The sequence below is a fragment of the Pseudarthrobacter sp. NPDC092424 genome (assembly GCF_044754925.1).
GTDB lineage: Bacteria > Actinomycetota > Actinomycetes > Actinomycetales > Micrococcaceae > Arthrobacter.
On the sequence record NZ_JBIVQC010000002.1, the window covers coordinates 450,804 to 467,610 of the forward strand.

13 protein-coding genes are annotated in these 16,807 nt (G+C 67.1%); 4 read left to right on the plus strand and 9 right to left on the minus strand.

Annotated elements, in window-relative coordinates; all coding sequences use genetic code 11:
• Positions 1–25: 25 nt before the first annotated feature.
• The 4 genes from leuS to ACIQCN_RS05110 all read right to left on the minus strand — a co-directional run bounded on the left by leuS (position 26) and on the right by ACIQCN_RS05110 (position 7,212).
• Positions 26–2,554 carry a leucine--tRNA ligase gene (leuS, locus tag ACIQCN_RS05095; protein WP_400609716.1) on the minus strand — a complete coding sequence of 843 codons (2,529 nt, stop codon included), beginning with the start codon at positions 2,552–2,554 and terminating at the stop codon, positions 26–28.
• A 438-nt stretch (positions 2,555–2,992) separates the two neighbouring features.
• Complete coding sequence (gene glpK / locus ACIQCN_RS05100) at positions 2,993–4,507, minus strand: glycerol kinase GlpK (protein WP_400603669.1); 1,515 nt, start codon at positions 4,505–4,507, stop codon at positions 2,993–2,995.
• A gap of 55 nt (positions 4,508–4,562) precedes the next feature.
• Entirely contained in the window at positions 4,563–5,312 is a 750-nt protein-coding gene (locus tag ACIQCN_RS05105) for an MIP/aquaporin family protein (protein WP_400603667.1), read from the minus strand.
• A gap of 88 nt (positions 5,313–5,400) precedes the next feature.
• Positions 5,401–7,212, minus strand: a complete 1,812-nt coding sequence (locus ACIQCN_RS05110; protein WP_400609718.1) for a glycerol-3-phosphate dehydrogenase/oxidase — start codon at positions 7,210–7,212, stop codon at positions 5,401–5,403.
• Between the two features lie 123 nt (positions 7,213–7,335).
• Here ACIQCN_RS05110 and ACIQCN_RS05115 point away from each other — a divergent pair, with 123 nt between their 5' ends.
• From ACIQCN_RS05115 to ACIQCN_RS05130, 4 genes are read left to right on the plus strand one after another with little or no spacing between them, the layout of a single operon-like run.
• The gene (locus ACIQCN_RS05115; protein ID WP_400603664.1) at positions 7,336–8,301 is read left to right on the plus strand and encodes a sugar-binding transcriptional regulator; all 966 of its coding nucleotides are present in this window, start codon (positions 7,336–7,338) and stop codon (positions 8,299–8,301) included.
• Positions 8,302–8,320: 19 nt separating this feature from the next.
• Positions 8,321–9,190, plus strand: a complete 870-nt coding sequence (locus ACIQCN_RS05120) for an aldo/keto reductase (RefSeq protein WP_400609720.1) — start codon at positions 8,321–8,323, stop codon at positions 9,188–9,190.
• 9 nt (positions 9,191–9,199) lie between these two features.
• Complete coding sequence (locus ACIQCN_RS05125) at positions 9,200–10,129, plus strand: alpha/beta fold hydrolase (protein ID WP_400609722.1); 930 nt, start codon at positions 9,200–9,202, stop codon at positions 10,127–10,129.
• Entirely contained in the window at positions 10,126–11,202 is a 1,077-nt protein-coding gene (locus tag ACIQCN_RS05130) for a glycosyltransferase family 4 protein (RefSeq protein ID WP_400603658.1), read from the plus strand. The genes ACIQCN_RS05125 and ACIQCN_RS05130 overlap by 4 nt, the downstream gene beginning before the upstream one ends.
• Here ACIQCN_RS05130 and ACIQCN_RS05135 read toward each other — a convergent pair.
• The 5 genes from ACIQCN_RS05135 to gmk form a co-directional block, all read right to left on the minus strand.
• Positions 11,199–13,223 (minus strand): primosomal protein N', encoded by a 2,025-nt coding sequence (locus tag ACIQCN_RS05135; protein WP_400609851.1) that lies wholly within the window; start codon positions 13,221–13,223, stop codon positions 11,199–11,201. The two genes, ACIQCN_RS05130 and ACIQCN_RS05135, sit on opposite strands and share 4 nt — an antisense overlap.
• 114 nt (positions 13,224–13,337) lie before the next feature.
• Positions 13,338–14,573 (minus strand): methionine adenosyltransferase, encoded by a 1,236-nt coding sequence (metK, locus tag ACIQCN_RS05140; protein ID WP_400609724.1) that lies wholly within the window; start codon positions 14,571–14,573, stop codon positions 13,338–13,340.
• A gap of 86 nt (positions 14,574–14,659) precedes the next feature.
• Positions 14,660–15,898 (minus strand): bifunctional phosphopantothenoylcysteine decarboxylase/phosphopantothenate--cysteine ligase CoaBC, encoded by a 1,239-nt coding sequence (gene coaBC / locus ACIQCN_RS05145; RefSeq protein ID WP_400609725.1) that lies wholly within the window; start codon positions 15,896–15,898, stop codon positions 14,660–14,662.
• Between the two features lie 35 nt (positions 15,899–15,933).
• Positions 15,934–16,194, minus strand: coding sequence for a DNA-directed RNA polymerase subunit omega (gene rpoZ / locus ACIQCN_RS05150; protein ID WP_003800778.1), 261 nt, complete (start codon positions 16,192–16,194; stop codon positions 15,934–15,936).
• Positions 16,195–16,234: 40 nt separating this feature from the next.
• Positions 16,235–16,807 (minus strand): guanylate kinase, encoded by a 573-nt coding sequence (gene gmk, locus ACIQCN_RS05155; RefSeq protein WP_400603652.1) that lies wholly within the window; start codon positions 16,805–16,807, stop codon positions 16,235–16,237.

The window sequence follows — 16,807 nt, forward strand, 5'->3', positions numbered from 1 at the left end:
CTCCCCCGGTGTAGGTGTCCTCCGGCTAGGCCGGGACGATGTTCACCAGTTTAGGGGCCCTGACAATCACGGTACGGATACCGCGGCCGTCCAGGGCACGCTGCACGTTCTCCGATGCCAGCGCGAGCTCGCGCAGGGTGTCCTCGGAGACATCCGGCGAAACCTCAAGCCGGTCCCGGACCTTACCCTGCACCTGCACCACGGCGGTGACGGTGTCCTGCACCAGCAGGGACTCGTCGTGCGCCGGCCAGCCCGCATTGGCCACCGAGGCAGGGTGCCCCAGCACGTTCCACATGTCCTCAGCCGTGTACGGGGCGAACAGGCTCAGGATCACGGCAACCGCCTCGGCCGCCTCACGGACTGCCGGGTCAGTACCGCCCGCGCCTGAATCGATGGCCTTCCTGGTTGCGTTGACCAGTTCCATCAGCTTGGCCACCACGACGTTGAACTTGTTGGCGTCCAGGAGTTCGGCGGCATCTGCGATGGTCCGGTGCGTGACGGAACGCAGGGCGCGGTCACCGCTGGTCACGTCGACACCGGGCTCGCTGGCCACGTCCTGCGCCAGGCGCCAGGCGCGGGCCAGGAACTTGGCGGAGCCGGACGGGGAGACGTCCGCCCAGTCCACGTCGTCCTCCGGTGGGGAGGCGAAGATCATGGTCAGGCGCACCGCGTCCACGCCGTACTTGTCCAGCTGCTCCCCGAGGTCCACACCGTTGCCCAGCGACTTGCTCATCGCCTTGCCGCCGTTGAGGACCTGGCCCTGGTTGAGCAGTGCGGTGAAGGGCTCGTTGGCTTTGATCAGGCCGAGGTCGTTGATGACCTTGGTGAAGAACCGGGCGTACAGCAGGTGCAGGATCGCGTGCTCCACACCGCCGACGTACTGCCCCACCGGCATCCAGTCGTTGATCTTCTTCGGGTCGAACGGGCCCTCGGTGTACTGCGGCGAGACGAAGCGCAGGAAGTACCAGGAGGAGTCAACGAACGTGTCCATCGTGTCCGTGTCCCGCTTGGCCGGCCCATGGCAGGTGGGGCACTCGACGTTCACCCAGGCCTCGGCCGCAGCCAGGGGCGAGGTGCCCTTCGGTGACAGGTCCTCGCCGCGCAGGTCGGAGGGCAGCGTAACGGGCAGCTGCTCATCCGGCACCGGAACTTCGCCGCAGGACGGGCAATGGATGATCGGGATGGGAGTACCCCAGAACCGCTGGCGGCTCAGCAGCCAGTCCCGCAGCCGGAAGTTCACAAACTTCTCGCCGGTGCCCTGGCGTTCCAGGATGGCAATGGCGGCAGGGATGGCCTCCGCCTTGGGCAGCCCGTTGAGTTCGCCGGAGTTGATCAGCGTTCCTTCGCCCGCAGTTGCGGTTCCGGACACGGAAGGGTCTTCCTCTCCGGTGTCCAGGACCGCGCGCACGGGAAGGTCGAAGGTGCGGGCGAAATCCAGGTCGCGCTGGTCGTGGGCGGGCACGGCCATGATGGCTCCGGTGCCGTAGTCGGCCAGGACGTAGTCGGCCGCCCATACCGGCAGCTTCTCGCCGTTCAGCGGGTTGATGGCGTACCGGCCCGTGAAGACGCCGGTCTTTTCGCGTTCGGTGGACTGGCGCTCAATCTCGGAAAGCGCCTTGACCTGTTCGCGGTAGTCGTCCAGGGCGGCGGCGTGCTCGTCCGTAACGAGTTCGACGGCGAGCGGAGCGTCTGCGGCCACCACAAAGAACGTTGCGCCGTACAAAGTGTCCGGGCGGGTGGTGAAGACCGTGACCTCCCTGGCGGGCCTGCCGCCGTCGGCCTCGATCACGAAGTTGACGTGCGCACCCTCGGATCTGCCGATCCAGTTCTTCTGCATGGCCAGTACGCGCTCGGGCCAATGGCCGCGCAGCTGCTCCATGTCATCGAGCAGCCGGTCCGCGTACTCGGTGATCTTGAAGTACCACTGGTTCAGGGACTTCTTGGTGACAGTGGTGCCGCAGCGCTCGCAGGCGCCGTTGACAACCTGTTCGTTGGCCAGGACGGTCTGGTCCTTGGGGCACCAGTTGACGGGCGAATTCTTCCGGTACGCCAGGCCGCGCTCGTAGAAGCGCTTGAACAGCCACTGGGTCCAGCGGTAGTACTCCGGGTCCGAGGTGTGCAGCCGCCGGGACCAGTCCGCGGAGATGGCATACCGCTTGAAGGACGCCGCCTGGGTGTCGATGTTGGCGTAGGTCCACTCGCTGGGATGGGCGTTGCGCTTGATGGCGGCGTTTTCGGCGGGCAGGCCAAAGGAGTCCCAGCCGATCGGGTGCAGGACGTCATAGCCCTTCTGGCGCAGGTAGCGGGCCACCACGTCGCCCATGGCGAACGCTTCCGCGTGGCCCATGTGCAGGTCACCGGAGGGGTACGGGAACATGTCCAGCACGTAGCGGCGCTCCCGCGACCCATCGTCGACGGGTGTGAAGACCTTGAGGTCCTCCCACACCTGCGGCCATTTGGCCTCCATCGCCGTGAAGCTGTAGGTGCCCTCCTCGGGCACGTCCGCTGACACTGTTGCTGCTGTTCCGGTCTCTGTCTCCGGCTGAACGCCCACTGCTGCCCTCTTCTGTTCTGTTACGGCATCTGTGCTGCCATAACGGCCTGATCCTCCTGCTGCCACCGGAAATGCTCCCGGACACACAAAAGCCCCTCACCATGGAGGGGCTGCCGCTCGGCTGTCCGCTATCCGGAAGCCGGCGGCTAACTAAGCAGAAGGATCGCACGCATACACCCACTTTAGCGCACCCAACCAGCCCCAGTCGCAAACGACCGGCTGATGGGACAGAAAATGCAGGCGGTCGGACCGGGAGCGCAAGCAAGGAAGGCGGCCGCCCGCCCGGGTGTGCCGTGCACCGCGATGGGCCCCCTGCTGCGAAGGCCCCACCGCGGGCTTGCGAGCGGAGGGAGCAGCAGGGGACGGACGGGGCAACGGCCGCCTTCCTTGCGTGGTGAGGCGGCTGTCCCGCCACACCGGAAGTTCGTGCCGAGTCTCCTACTTCACGTCCTCGTCGACCCAGTCCATGGACTTCGTGACGGCCTTCTTCCAGAGCCGCATCTGCCGTTCCTGCTCGGCCTGGTCCATCTGCGGTTCCCAGCGCTTGTCCTCGGACCAGTTGGCAGAGCACTCCCCCAGGTCCTTCCAGAAGCCAACGGCGAGGCCGGCCGCGTAGGCCGCACCAAGGGCGGTGGTTTCGACGACCTTCGGCCGGATGACGGGAACGCCCAGGATGTCCGCCTGGAACTGCATCAGTGCATCATTGGCCACCATGCCGCCGTCGACCTTCAGCTCGCTGAGCGGAACGCCCGAGTCTGCGTTCACGGCGTCCAGCACCTCGCGGGTCTGGAAGGCGGTGGCCTCCAGCGCAGCACGGGCGATGTGGTTCCTGTTCACGAACCGGGTCAGCCCGACAATCGCGCCACGGGCATCGGAGCGCCAGTAAGGCGCGAAGAGGCCGGAGAAAGCGGGCACGATGTAGACGCCGCCGTTGTCCTTCACCGATGCGGCGAGCGTTTCCACTTCCGGGGCGCTGCTGATCATTCCCAGGTTGTCCCGCAGCCACTGGATGAGCGAGCCGGTGACGGCGATGGAGCCTTCCAGGGCGTAATGCGGGGCAGCATCGCCGAGCTTGTAGCCGACAGTCGTCAGCAGCCCGTTCTTGGAATGGACGATCTCCTCGCCGGTGTTGAAGATCAGGAAGCAGCCCGTGCCGTACGTGTTCTTCGCCTCGCCGGCCTCGAAGGCTGCCTGGCCGAACGTGGCCGCCTGCTGGTCGCCCAGGATGCCGGCAACGGGAACTTCCCGCAGGAGCTGAGAGGTGTGCACGGTGCCGTAGGTTTCGGAGGAGGACCGGATTTCGGGCATCATGCTCCGCGGAACCCCAAAGATCCCCAGGATCCCGTCGTCCCACTGGAGCGTTTCCAGGTCCATGAACAGCGTCCGGGATGCGTTGGTGACGTCGGTGACGTGGACGCCGCCGTCAACGCCGCCGGTCAGGTTCCACAGGACCCACGAATCGGTGTTGCCGAAGACCAGGTCGCCGGCTTCGGCCTTTGCGCGCGCGCCTTCGACGTTGTCCAGGATCCACTTGATCTTGGTGCCGGAGAAGTAGGTGGCCAGCGGCAGGCCCACCTTCTGTTTGAACCGGTCGGGGCCGCCGTCCGCCGCCAGTTCGTCCACGATCGCCTGCGTGCGCGTGTCCTGCCACACGATTGCGTTGTACACCGGCTCACCGGTTGTTTTGTCCCACACGACGGCGGTTTCGCGCTGGTTGGTGATGCCGACGGCGGCTATATCGTGCCGCGTGAGGTTCGCCTTCGAGAGCGCCGAACCGATGACCTCCCGGGTGTTGTTCCAGATTTCGGCGGGGTCATGCTCCACCCATCCGGCCTGCGGAAAGATCTGTTCGTGCTCCATCTGGCCGCTGGAAACGATACTGCCGCTGTGGTCGAAAACGATGGCACGGGTGCTGGTGGTTCCCTGGTCGATGGCGATTACGTACTGGTTCATGGTGACGTCCTTGTCTGTGTGAAGGTTTGAAACTGTCGAAGCCGGGTCCTGCGGGTCAGGCGGCTGCGATGATAATGATGGGCGCTATCTTGGCGACGATACCGCCCAGGGATCCGCCCACAAGGGGTCCCACCACCGGAATCCAGGAATAACCCCAGTCGCTGGAGCCCTTCCCCTTGATGGGCAGGAGTGCGTGGGCGATGCGGGGTCCAAGGTCGCGGGCAGGGTTGATGGCATAGCCCGTCGGTCCGCCGAGGGAGACGCCGATGCCCACCACGAGCAGCGCGACGGCCAAGGGACCAAGACCCGAGGGCGTTCCGCCAAAGGTGAGGATGACGAACACCAGGACGAACGTGCCGATGATTTCCGTCACGAGGTTCCAGGGGGTGGAACGGATTGCCGGACCCGTGGAGAACACTGCGAGTTTGCTGGCTGCCTCCGGCTCCTCATCGAAGTGCTGCTTGTAGGCGAGCCAGCAGAACGCTGCCCCGAGTGCGGCGCCGAGGAGTTCGCCGCCGAAGTAGGTGAGGGTGGACGCGAGGGTCACCGGGACTTCCGGCGCATACTCGCCCTTGCCGTTGACCAGCAGCCCGAGCGTCACGGCCGGGTTCAGGTGGGCGCCGGATTTGGCGGCGACGAACACACCGGAGAACACGGCAATGCCCCAGCCCCAGGTGACCATCAGGAACCCGCCGCTGTTGCCCTTGGTCCCCCGTAGGGCGACATTGGCAACCACGCCGCAACCCAGCAGGGTGAGCATCGCCGTTCCGAATACTTCGGAGAGGAAAACAATTCCAAGAGACATCTTTGACTCCTTTGTAGAGGTTGCCGGCCCGCGGCGGGTTGGCAGGCCGGGTGGTGGCCGGGCACGCTGGCCCGGCCGGCAGCGGGTCCTAGGAGACCAGGCTGGGTGTTTCCACGCGGTGGAACCGCCGCAGCACATCGTGTGCATGGGCGATCTCAGCCGAGCGTTGTGCGGTGTCCCAGCCGAGGCTGCGGGACAGGATGTCCGCCGCCTCATTGAGGAGCTCACCGGTGACCAGGCCGCGAAAAGCCAGGGAGGTGCGCCGGATAAGCACGTCCACCAGGTGGCCCACCTGTTCGTGGGAAGCCATGAATTCCAGTTCGCGGACGCTCAGTTCCCTCGTGGAATGCAGGAGGCGGTCGGGACCGGCATCGAGGTACTCCATCACGGCCTCGGCCCGGGTGCCGTACCTGGTCAGCAGGAGTGCGGTCCGGTCGGCATCGCGCCCGGTACCCATGTGCGCCTTGATCCATCGCTGGATACCGGCATCGTCCGACGGGAAACCTGCGCCGCCGCCGATGGGCAGCTGCGCCGTGGAGACCTTCCGCGTCATACCCAGTTCAGTGAGGACGTCGTCGGCCAGGTGCTCGGCCAGCGCGCGGAAAGTGGTCCACTTGCCGCCCACCAGGCTGAGCACGACGGCGCCGCTGCCGCCGGCTTCGGGGGCACGCCGTTCGATCCGGTAGTCGCGGGAGACGAATCCCGGCTGGGTGGCATCGTGGCGTGGCAGCGGACGGACGCCAGAGAAGGTGTAGACGATCTGATCCCGGGTGACCGCGATGTCCGGGAACACGTGGCCGATCAGGTCGAAGAAGTAGTCGATTTCCGCATCGGTGCAGACCGCATCCTGGGACATGTCCGCATCCACGTCCGTGGTGCCCACAAGCACCCGGTCCCCCATCGGGTAGATCAGGACGATGCGTCCGTCCGTGTGTTCGAAGAAAATTTCCCTGCCGCGGCAGGCAGTCAGCAGCCCGGGGTGGTCCAGGACGATGTGGGAGCCCTTGGTGCCTCCCATGAAGGAGGAGGCAGCACCCATGGCCCCGTTGGTCAGGTCCACCCAGGCGCCGGTGGTGTTCACGATGACATCCGCCGTGAAGTCGAACTCTTCGCCGGACAGTTCATCACGCAGCCGCACGGTTCCGCCGCGGCCGGTGCCGGGATTCGGCGTGCCGGACATGGACACGAGCGAGACGTAGTTGCTGGCGCGTGCCGACGTGCCGGGTCTGCCGGAAGGCGCTGCCCCGGCCTTTTCGCCGTCCTGAAGGACGTCCAGGGTGAGCCGCTCGGGATTGTGCACGGACGCGTCAAAGTAGGTGGCCGTGTACTTTACGTCGTGCCTGAGCTCCGGCAGTTCGGCCAGGGCGCGTTTGCGGCCTCGGAACTGGTGCCGGGGAACAGCGCCTCCGTCCCGTGAGAACGAGTCGTACATGCTGAGCCCCAGCTTGATCAGGAAGGCGCCGCGTTCCTTGGGCCTTCCCTGCTGCTTGTGCGTCAGGAACCGCAGCGGTGCAGCGAGGACCCCGGAGAATGTGCTGAAGATCGGAATGGTGGTCTGCAGCGGCTTGACGTAATGCGGAGCTATCCGCAGGAGCCGGTTGCGCTCCACCACGGATTCCCGGACCAGCCGGAACTCCCCGTTCTCCAGGTAGCGGATGCCGCCGTGGATCATATGGGACGACGCTCCGCTGGCACCCTGGCAGTAGTCGCCGCGCTCGACGAGCGCCACGTCGACTCCCTGGAGAGCCAGGTCACGGAAGGTTCCCACGCCGTTGATGCCGCCGCCCACCACCAGGACCCGGGCATGGGGGCGCTGGCGAAGCCGGCGTACCGAGGGCCGTCCGGCACCCGGCGTGAACAGTGCGTCACCGGCGGAGCCGGCTGATTCCTTGCGTCCCAAAACTACTCCCTTGGGCTTTGGTGTGGTGCGGCCACCTTGGGTGCGCCGCCGTTCCCTACTATTCTTTGAATCGATGGAAAATGGCGTCAAGCACTATGCACAAACGTGCAGATTGGATATCTGATGGCTCCTTCCCGCACGGCCGACGCTCTTCGGGCAGCACAGATGTACTACCTCCAGGACCTGACCATGGATGCGATTGCCCGCGAGCTGCGCACGTCCCGGTCCACGGTTTCGCGGCTGCTGTCTTCGGCGCGCGAGACGGGCCTGGTGCAGATCCAGATCCGCAACCCGCTGGATACCGGCCCGGAACTCGAAGGCATGATCCGGCAGCGGTACAACGTGGACGTGCATGTGGTGCCGGTGCTGGAGAGCCTGAACGAAGCCGAAACCTTGGACCGCGTGGCCCTGCAGGCTGCCCGGACGATCGGCCCTCTGGTGGATTCAAACGCCATCATTGGCGTGGCCTGGGGTTCCACGCTCAGTGCCGTAAGCAGGCACCTTACCCGCAAGATCACCCATGACAGCGTGATCGTCCAGCTGAACGGGGCGGGCAATATGCACACCACCGGCCTTACGTACGCCAGCGACATCATGCGCCGGTTCGGCACCGCCTACGGTGCCCGGGTGGAGCAGTTCCCGGTTCCCGCATTCTTCGACCATGCCGCCACTAAAACGGCCATGTGGAATGAGCGCAGCGTGCAGCGGATCCTGGCCCTCCAGGCAAAGATGAGCATAGCGATCTTCGGTGTCGGCTCCGTGCACGCCGACTTCCCAAGCCACGTCTACGCCGGCGGCTACCTGGACGAGTCGGACCTGAACACCCTGGCCGCCTCGGATGTCGTGGGAGACGTGGCCACGGTCTTCTTCCGGGGCGACGGGTCCTCCGACGGCATCGTCCTGAATGAGCGCTCCACGGGCCCGTCACTGGCCCAGCTGCGCCAGGTGCGCCGCCGGATCTGCGTGGTCTCCGGTGAGTCCAAGGTCAACGGCGTCCGCGGGGCGCTGGCCGCCGGACTGGCCACCGACCTCATCCTGGACGAAGGGACCGCGCGCCGCCTGGTGGAGTTCGAGGGCGTCACGGCCTGAAGTGGGTAAAGTCGAAGCCATGAGGAAATCACCGCGGCTCAGCCTGAACAACGGCGTGCTGATCGACCAGCTGGGATTCGGACTCTACAAGGTGCCTCCCGCGGATGCCGCGGACGTGGTGGCTACGGCGCTCAGCGCCGGCTACCGGCACTTCGACACCGCGGCCATGTACGGCAACGAGACCGGCGTCGCCCGCGGAATCAGTTCCCAACTGGACGGCCACCCGGACAACGGCGGATCCGGGGAGTTCTCCCCTGCCCTGTCAAGGGAGGACATCTTCGTCACCACGAAGGTCTGGAATGACGACCACGGCTACGACGCCACGCTCAAGGCCTTCGACACCTCCATGGTCAATCTGGGCCTGGACTACGTGGACATGTACCTCATCCACTGGCCGTGCGCCAGGCGCGGCCTGTTCCCGGACACCTACCGGGCCCTTGAAACGCTGTACCGCGAGGGCAGGGTCCGCGCCATCGGCGTCAGCAACTTCCAGCCCGGCCACCTGGACCGGCTCCTGCAGACCGCAGAGGTGGTGCCCGCGGTGAACCAAGTGGAACTGCACCCCTGGCTGCAACAGGAAGAGCTCCGCGCCATCCACGCGGGACTGGGAATCCGTACCGAAGCGTGGAGCCCCCTGGGCCGCGGCCAGGTCCTTGCCGACCCCGTGGTGGCCGCCTGCGCCGCCGAACACCACCGGAGTCCGGCGCAGGTGATCCTGCGCTGGCACATGCAGCTGGGAAACATTGCCATCCCCAAAGCCAGCTCCGAAGCACGCATCCGCGAAAATCTGGACATCTTCGGGTTTGAACTTTCGGACCGGGACATGGCCGCGCTCGCCGGCCTGGAACGGGGCCAGCGCACCGGCTCCCACCCGGACAACGTCAACTAAGGGCGCAGCATGGAAACAGCAAACACCGGCCGGTCCCCCGCGTCCCGTTACTTCAGCCCCGGCCTGGCGGCGCGCACCACCGCAGCCACGGTGGACCTTGAGGATGCCACCGTGGCGTATTGGAGATACGAACCGGAACGGGCCGCACCGGACACCCGCACAATCCTGGTGATCCACGGCTTCCGCGGGGATCACCACGGACTCCTCCGGGTGGCCGACCTGCTGCCGGATACACGCATCATCATGCCGGACCTGCCAGGCTTCGGGGCTTCCACGGCGTTCCGGACGGGCGAGCACTCCGTGGCGGGCTATGGCAGGTTCATCGCTGAATTTCTGGCTGCCCTCGACCTGGGGCCGGACACCGTACTCCTCGGCCACTCGTTCGGTTCCATCGTGGCTGCACACTTCGTGGCCAACCACCCGGGCGCGGTGACGCCCCTCATTCTGGTCAACCCCATTGCGGCACCGGCGCTTGAGGGCCGCAAGGGGATCATGACCCGGCTCGCTGTCCTCTATTACATGCTGGCGGCCCGGCTTCCCAGCGGCCCGGGCCATGCCCTGCTGCGCAGCCCGCTCATTGTCCGCGTGATGAGCGGGGCCATGGCGAAAACCCGGGACAGGGAACTGCGCCGTTTCATCCATGGCCAGCACCGTGCCTACTTCAGCGCCTTCGCAAGCCGCGACAGCCTGCTTGAGTCGTTCCGGGCATCTGTGGGAAGCCACGTGGCGGAAGTGGCCGGCAGCCTGGCCCTGCCCGTGCTGCTCATCGCGGGCGAAAAGGACGAGATAGCCGCCCTGCCTGACCAGCGCCGCCTGGCAGTTCTCCTGCCCGACGCCGAACTGAAGGTGATTCCCGGCGTCGGACATTTGATCCACTACGAAACGCCGGAGCCGGCGGCCCGCCTCATCCGCAGCTTCCTGAAGGACCATCCCGCGTGAAAATCATCATCGATGCACGTTTTACCAGGCTCGGCCACCACGACGGCATCAGCCGCTACGGCGCCAGCCTGATCGCCGCAACCGCCCGCATCGCCGACGTGTCGATGCTCATCTCGGATGTCCGGCAACTGGCGCTCCTGCCCGATGTTCCCTTTACGCTGATCAACAGCCCGTTATCCCCCCGCGAACTCTTCGTGGCGCACACCGTCAACAAGCTGGGCGCGGACGTGGTGGTGTGCCCCATGCAGACGATGGGCAGCTGGGGCCGGCGCTACGGACTGGTGCTTACGCTTCATGACCTCATCTACTATGAGCACCCGGCACCGCCCGGCTTCCTGCCCGCTCCGGTCCGGCTCCTGTGGCGCCTTTACCACAAGGCGTTCTGGCCACAGCGGCTCCTCCTGGACCGGGCGGACACGGTGGCCACGATCAGCCGCACAACCGAGGCTCTGATCGCGAAATACCGCCTTACCCGGCGCCCCGTACGGATCATCAGCAACGCTCCGCAACCGGGGCAAGAACCCCGGGACGCCGCCGCGGGAGCGGAAAAATCGCTGCTGTACATGGGTTCCTTCATGCCATACAAGAACGTCGAGGCAATGGTGGCGGGCATGGCCGGCCTGCCGGACTACACCCTGCACCTGCTCAGCCGGATTACGCCTGCGCGCCGGGCTGAACTCGAGGCGCTGGTACCGCCGGGCGCGTCGGTGGTGTTCCACAACGGGGTCACGGACGAGGAGTACGACGGGCTGCTGCGCAGGGCCGCGGCGCTGGTGAGCCTCTCCCGTGCGGAGGGTTACGGGCTCCCGTTGGTGGAAGCCATGGCCGTCGGAACCCCGGTGATCGCCAGCGACATTCCTATCTTCCGTGAAGTTGGCGGCGATGCCGCCAGCTACGTGGATCCGGACTCCCCCCGCCAGTTCAGCGATGCGGTGCTGCGCCTGCGGGATCCGGACCGCTGGGAGGCCGCCTCCCGCCGTTCGGTGGCACGCGCCGCCGAATTCAGCTGGGATGAATCCGCCCGGCAGCTGGTGGATGTGGCAGCGGAAATCGTGGCGCGCCGCCGGCGCTAAAGGACGTCGACGCCGTCCAGGCGCAGCTGCACAGGTTCGTCGGTGCGTTTCGCCGCGGCGGCGGCTTTTGCGGCCCGGAGAACGCGGACGACGGCGGCTGCCTGGCCATACGGAAAGAAGAGCAGCGTCCGCACGTCCTCGGCCGGGCGCCGGGATCCGGCGGCACCGTGGAGCAGCGGGGCGGGGCCGGCGGTGCGGAGCGTGATGTCCGCTGCCGCAAGGTCGGCCGCAGCCGCGGCGGTGAAATGTTCGACGGCGGTCCGTGGTCCCGTGACTGCGGCAACGCGGACAGCGGGGGGCAGCTGGAGGTCAGCCCGCAGGGCGAGCTCGCGCGCTGCGTAGCCTGCGGGATCCCAGCGAAGCAGCGCCCCGACTGCGGCCGTTTCCGCTGCGGTGACCACCACGAGGCCGCCCTCCGCCGCCGGACGGACCAAGGCAGCAGCGTTAAACCAACGCCGCACGGTGTCCTCGCCGGCGCGCAGGTTCTCCCGCCGAAGGAGTGAGTCCCCGTCCAGCAGCAGCGCCGCGGCGTAGCCGCCGTCGGCCACAGGTTCTGCACCGATGGTCGCCACCACCAGGGCCTTCGCCGGGCCGACGGTTGCCTTCACCTGGTCCCCGGAGGACGTGATAACCGTTTTCCCGGGAAAGCCGCGGCCCAGTTCCTCGGCCGTGCGCAGCACCCCGGTGGCGCCTTTCCGCAGCCGGCGGCCCCCACAGTGCGGGCAGGCCCAGTCGGGCGCAGTGGTGGAGCACCAGCGGCATTGGGGCGCCGGCGAGCTGCCGGCGGCGAAGGCCAGCGGTCCCTGGCAGGACTGGCAGCGCGCAGGTTCGCGGCAGGTTTCGCAGGCCAGGGACGGCAGGTAGCCGGCACGGGCCACCTGGACAAGGACCGGGCCGCGCTGCAGGCCCTCCCGGGCTGCCCGCCAGGCGGCACCGGGCAGCCGCGCGATCCTGGCGAGGGGGTCGCGTTCCTGCTCGAAGCTGTCTGCGGTGTTCAGCACACGCGGCACGGAGCGCCGCACCTCCGGCCGGTCGGCCTCGACGGGAAGTGCCCAACCGGACTCCACGAGCCTCTGGACCTCCGTGCTCCGGGAGTGCCCGGCCAGGAGGCATGCTGCGTTTTCCTGCCCGGCCCGCAGCAGGAGGACCTCCCGGGTGTGGGCATAGGGGGCGCGCTGTTCAAGGTGGAGGTCGTCGCCGTCGTCCCAACAGGCCACCATGCCCAGGTTCCGTACCGGCGCGTACGCCGCGGAGCGGGTACCGATCACGACGCTCGCCGTCCCGGCCAGGACGCGGAGGAAGTTGCTGTATCGGGGGGTGGGCCCGTCCTCGGCCGTCAGCCGGGCGACGGCACCGGCGGGGACCAGCTCCGCCAGCGCCGCTTCCAGCCTTCCCAGGTCGCGCTGGTCCGGCACCACCACGATGGCGCCGCGACCGGACGCATGGACTGCGGCGACGGCGGCGGCGAGAAGGTGCGGCCAGCCCGCGGGACCAAACCCCTGAAGCGGGTTGACGACGGCGCGCGGGCACCCGCCGTCGGCCAGGTGCCGGAGGAAGGCGGGACCGTTGCGGTAGGCGGACCAGGCGGCAGGCGCGGCCGGGCGCGCTACCGCCGAACCGGGCGTCTCTTGCGGAGGCGGCGCCTGCCCGGCCGCTGCCAGGTAGTCCTTGTCCACACTCGCCACCCGTGGGGGCACTGCCACACGCAGGACGTCGCTGACGGTGCCCGCGTAGCGGGCGGCCACAGTCAGGGCAAGATCCCGCACGGCAGGCGTCAGGACCGGAACCGCGGACACCACTTTGGCTAACGGCAGCAGGGTGTGGCCCGCGTCCGATTCGGCAACGCGTTCCAGGAGGTACCCGCCGAGGTCCTGGCCGCTGAATTTGACCTTCACCCGCACCCCCGGCTGCGCGGCGGCGTCCAGCTCCACCGGCACGGCGTAGTCGAAGGGACGGTCCAGGTGGGGCAGCGGAGAGTCCACCAGCACGCGGGCCACCGGCAGGTGCGGCGCCGGAGTCATGCCCGCCGGCAGGGTACGGGCCGGAAATCCCTGCAGGAGGGACGGCTGGAGGGATTGTTCAGCGGACACCCGGATGCCTCCCTTCAGTGCTGGGGTGCTGCGGTGCAGCTCGAATCAGGCGTTGAAGTAGGCCTTCAGCTCATCCACGCGGTCCAGCCGCTCCCAGGTGAAGTCCGGTTCGTCCCGGCCGAAGTGCCCGTGTGCCGCCGTCTTGGCGTAGATGGGGCGCTTCAGGTCCAGGGCGTCGATGATGGCGCGCGGCCGGAGGTCGAAGATCTCCGCGATCGCCGCGCTGATGCGGGCCGGATCCACCGTCTCGGTGCCGAATGTCTCCACATACGTGCCCACCGGGCGCGCCTGGCCGATGGCGTAGGCAATCTGGATTTCGGCGCGCTTGGCCAGGCCGGCAGCCACGACGTTCTTGGCAACCCAACGCATCGCGTAGGCGGCAGAGCGGTCCACCTTGGATGGGTCCTTGCCGGAGAACGCGCCGCCGCCGTGGCGGGCCATGCCGCCATAGGTGTCCACGATGATCTTGCGGCCGGTCAGGCCGGCATCGCCAACCGGGCCACCGATGACGAACTCACCCGCGGGGTTGAGGATGTTCCGGACCCGCGAGATGTCCAGGTTGGCACCGGCCAGGACCGGGTTGATGACGACGGCGGCAAGGTCAGCGCGCAACTGTTCCAGGCTGGCGCCCTCGGCGTGCTGGCTGGAGATCACCACCGTTTCCACCGAGACGGGCACGTCCCCGTCGTACCCGACGGTGACCTGCGTCTTGCCGTCCGGGCGGAGGTATGGCAGCTCCCCGCTCTTGCGGACCTCCGTGAGGCGCTCGGACAGGCGGTGCGCCAACCAGATGGGAGTGGGCATGTAGGACGGCGTCTCGTCGCTGGCATAGCCGAACATGAGGCCCTGGTCCCCGGCGCCCTGGAGGTCGTAGTCGTCCTCCTGGCGGCCCTCGCGCGCCTCGAGGGAGTTGAACACTCCCCCGGCGATGTCATTGGACTGCTGGCCGATGGAGACCGAGACACCGCAGCGGGCACCGTCGAAGCCGTTGGCGGATGAGTCGTAGCCGATGCCCAGGATGGTCTCGCGCACAATCTGCGGGATCTCCACATAGGCGTCGGTGGTGACCTCGCCGGCCACATGGACCAGACCGGTGGTGGCCATGGTTTCCACCGCCACGCGGGACTCGGGATCCGCGGCCAGAAGGGCGTCCAGGATGGCGTCACTGATCTGGTCGCAGATCTTGTCCGGGTGGCCTTCGGTCACGGACTCTGACGTAAAGAGCCGGAGCGCGGAGGGCATGGCCGCGCGGGACGGGGGAAGATGCAGCGGTAAAGTCACTCAACTACCTTACTGGTTGGGGTCCCTGCCCCGTCGGGAGACGTCGGCAGATGTCGCAGTTCGAAGCAAACGTGGGCCGGATCACGTCAGGGGCGGGGTGAGACCCGCTCCAGTTCAAGGCCGATCCGGGCCACGACAGCGGCGGCCACTTCGGTCTTGGTGCCGGCCGCCTCCTGTGGTTCGGCACCGGAGCGCGCCAGGATGACCACGGAATTGGTGTCCTGGCCGAAAACCCTGTCCGTGCCCACATGGTTGACCACCAGGAGGTCGCAGCCCTTGCGCTGGAGCTTGGCCTCTGCGTGGGCAAGGACGCCGCCCTCGTCGTCTCCCGTTTCCGCGGCGAAGCCAACAATGAGCTGGCGTCCCGCGTCCCCCGACGCATTCCGGCGTTCCACGAGTTCGTGGAGGATGTCCGGATTCCGCACCAGGGCGATCACGGGGTCAGCGGTGCCGTCGCGTTTCTTGATCTTGGTGTCCGACACCTCTGCCGGACGGAAGTCCGCCACGGCGGCGGACATGATGAAGACGTCGGAACCCGCCGCGGCGTCCAGCGCGGCTTCACGCAGTTGCAGCGCAGTATCCACCCTGACCACTTCCACGCCGGGAGGCGGCGGTACATCCATGTGCGCAGCGAGCAGCCGCACACTGGCACCGGCGTTGCGGGCAGCCACGGCGAGGGCGACGCCCTGCTTGCCGGAGGAACGGTTGCCCAGGAACCGCACGGGGTCGAGGGGCTCCCGGGTGCCGCCGGCACTGATGGTAACGGTGCGTCCGGCCAGCGGCAGCTGGTAGTCGGAGCGGCCCTGGACCAATGCCATGGCCGCATCGAAGATGGCTTCCGGTTCGGGCAGCCGGCCGGGGCCTGAGTCCGCCCCCGTGAGCCTTCCTGTGGCGGGCTCAAGGACGGCCGCGCCGCGCGAGCGGAGGGTTTCCACGTTGGCCCGGGTTGCCGGGTGCTGCCACATCTCGGTGTGCATGGCCGGAGCGAACAGGACGGGCCCGCCGGCCATGAGCAGCGTGTTGGTCAACAGGTCGCCTGCCAGGCCGGCCGCAGCCTTGGCCAGGAGGTCCGCCGTGGCCGGTGCAATGACCACCAGGTCCGCCTCCTGGCCCAGCCGGACGTGGTTGACCTGGTGGACGCCGTCGAACACGCTGTTGCTGACCGGGTTCCCCGAGAGGGCCTCCCAGGTAGCGGTGCCGACGAAGCGGGTGGCCGCTTCGGTGGGGATCACCGTAACGTCATGACCGGCTTCAGTAAAAAGCCGGAGGAGCGATGCCACCTTGTAGGCGGCAATCCCTCCCCCGACCCCGAGGACTATGCGCACGTGACCTCCGTCAGGAGCGGATCAGCCTGGGCAGATTACTCTGCGGCTTCGATCGGCGTGGAAACGAGCTTGCCTTCGTTAATCTCTCGCAGTGCGATGGACAGCGACTTCTCGTTGAGCTTGGTGTCGACCAGCGGGCCAACGTACTCGAAGAGGCCCTCGTGCAGCTGGGCGTAGTAAGCGTTGATCTGACGAGCACGCTTGGCACCGAAGATCACCAGGCCGTACTTGGAATCGGCTGCTTCAAGCAGCGAATCGATCGGCGGGTTGATGATGCCTTCAAGGTTCGTGGACACGAATTCTCCAAATTCCTAGCGGGCTGATGCGGTCCGGCGGTCAGCGCGGGTGCGGGGTCAGCCCCATGAGTGAAACAAGCTCGTCCGCTGCCCGGCGGACATCGTCATTAATGACGGTGTGGTCAAACTCCGGTTCAGCAGCAAGTTCCAGTTTAGCGGTTTCCAGCCTGCGCTGCTGTTCCTCGGGGGTTTCCGTGCCGCGGCCCACCAGCCGGCGCACCATTTCGTCCCAGCTGGGCGGGGCCAGGAAGACAAACTGGGCGTCCGGAACAGCGGCCTTGACCTGACGGGCACCCTGCAGGTCGATCTCCAGCAGGACCGAGCGTCCGTCCGCGATGGCCTGCTTCACTGTGCTTCGGAGCGTGCCGTAGGTGTTCTGGCCGTGAACCACTGCCCACTCCAGGAGCTCGCCTTCAGCGACCAGGCGTTCAAACTCTTCCCGGGTCTTGAAAAAGTAGTGCACGCCGTCCACTTCTCCGGGCCGGGGAGCCCGCGTAGTGGCGGATACGGAAAGCCAGACTTCGGGGTAGTTGTCCCGGATGTAGGTGGAAACGGTGCCTTTGCCGACAGCCGTGGGACCAGCGAGGACTGTCAGTCCGGGTTTCTTGCTCAC

Excerpts from the sequence above, each read along its gene's own strand:
- ACIQCN_RS05120 (WP_400609720.1), top strand. The coding sequence starts at position 8,321 with ATGAGGAAATCACCGCGGCTCAGCCTGAACAACGGCGTGCTGATCGAC.
- ACIQCN_RS05125 (WP_400609722.1), top strand. The coding sequence starts at position 9,200 with ATGGAAACAGCAAACACCGGCCGGTCCCCCGCGTCCCGTTACTTCAGC.
- ACIQCN_RS05135 (WP_400609851.1), bottom strand. The coding sequence starts at position 13,223 with ATGACTCCGGCGCCGCACCTGCCGGTGGCCCGCGTGCTGGTGGACTCT.
- glpK (WP_400603669.1), bottom strand. The coding sequence starts at position 4,507 with ATGAACCAGTACGTAATCGCCATCGACCAGGGAACCACCAGCACCCGT.
- ACIQCN_RS05105 (WP_400603667.1), bottom strand. The coding sequence starts at position 5,312 with ATGTCTCTTGGAATTGTTTTCCTCTCCGAAGTATTCGGAACGGCGATG.
- ACIQCN_RS05115 (WP_400603664.1), top strand. The coding sequence starts at position 7,336 with ATGGCTCCTTCCCGCACGGCCGACGCTCTTCGGGCAGCACAGATGTAC.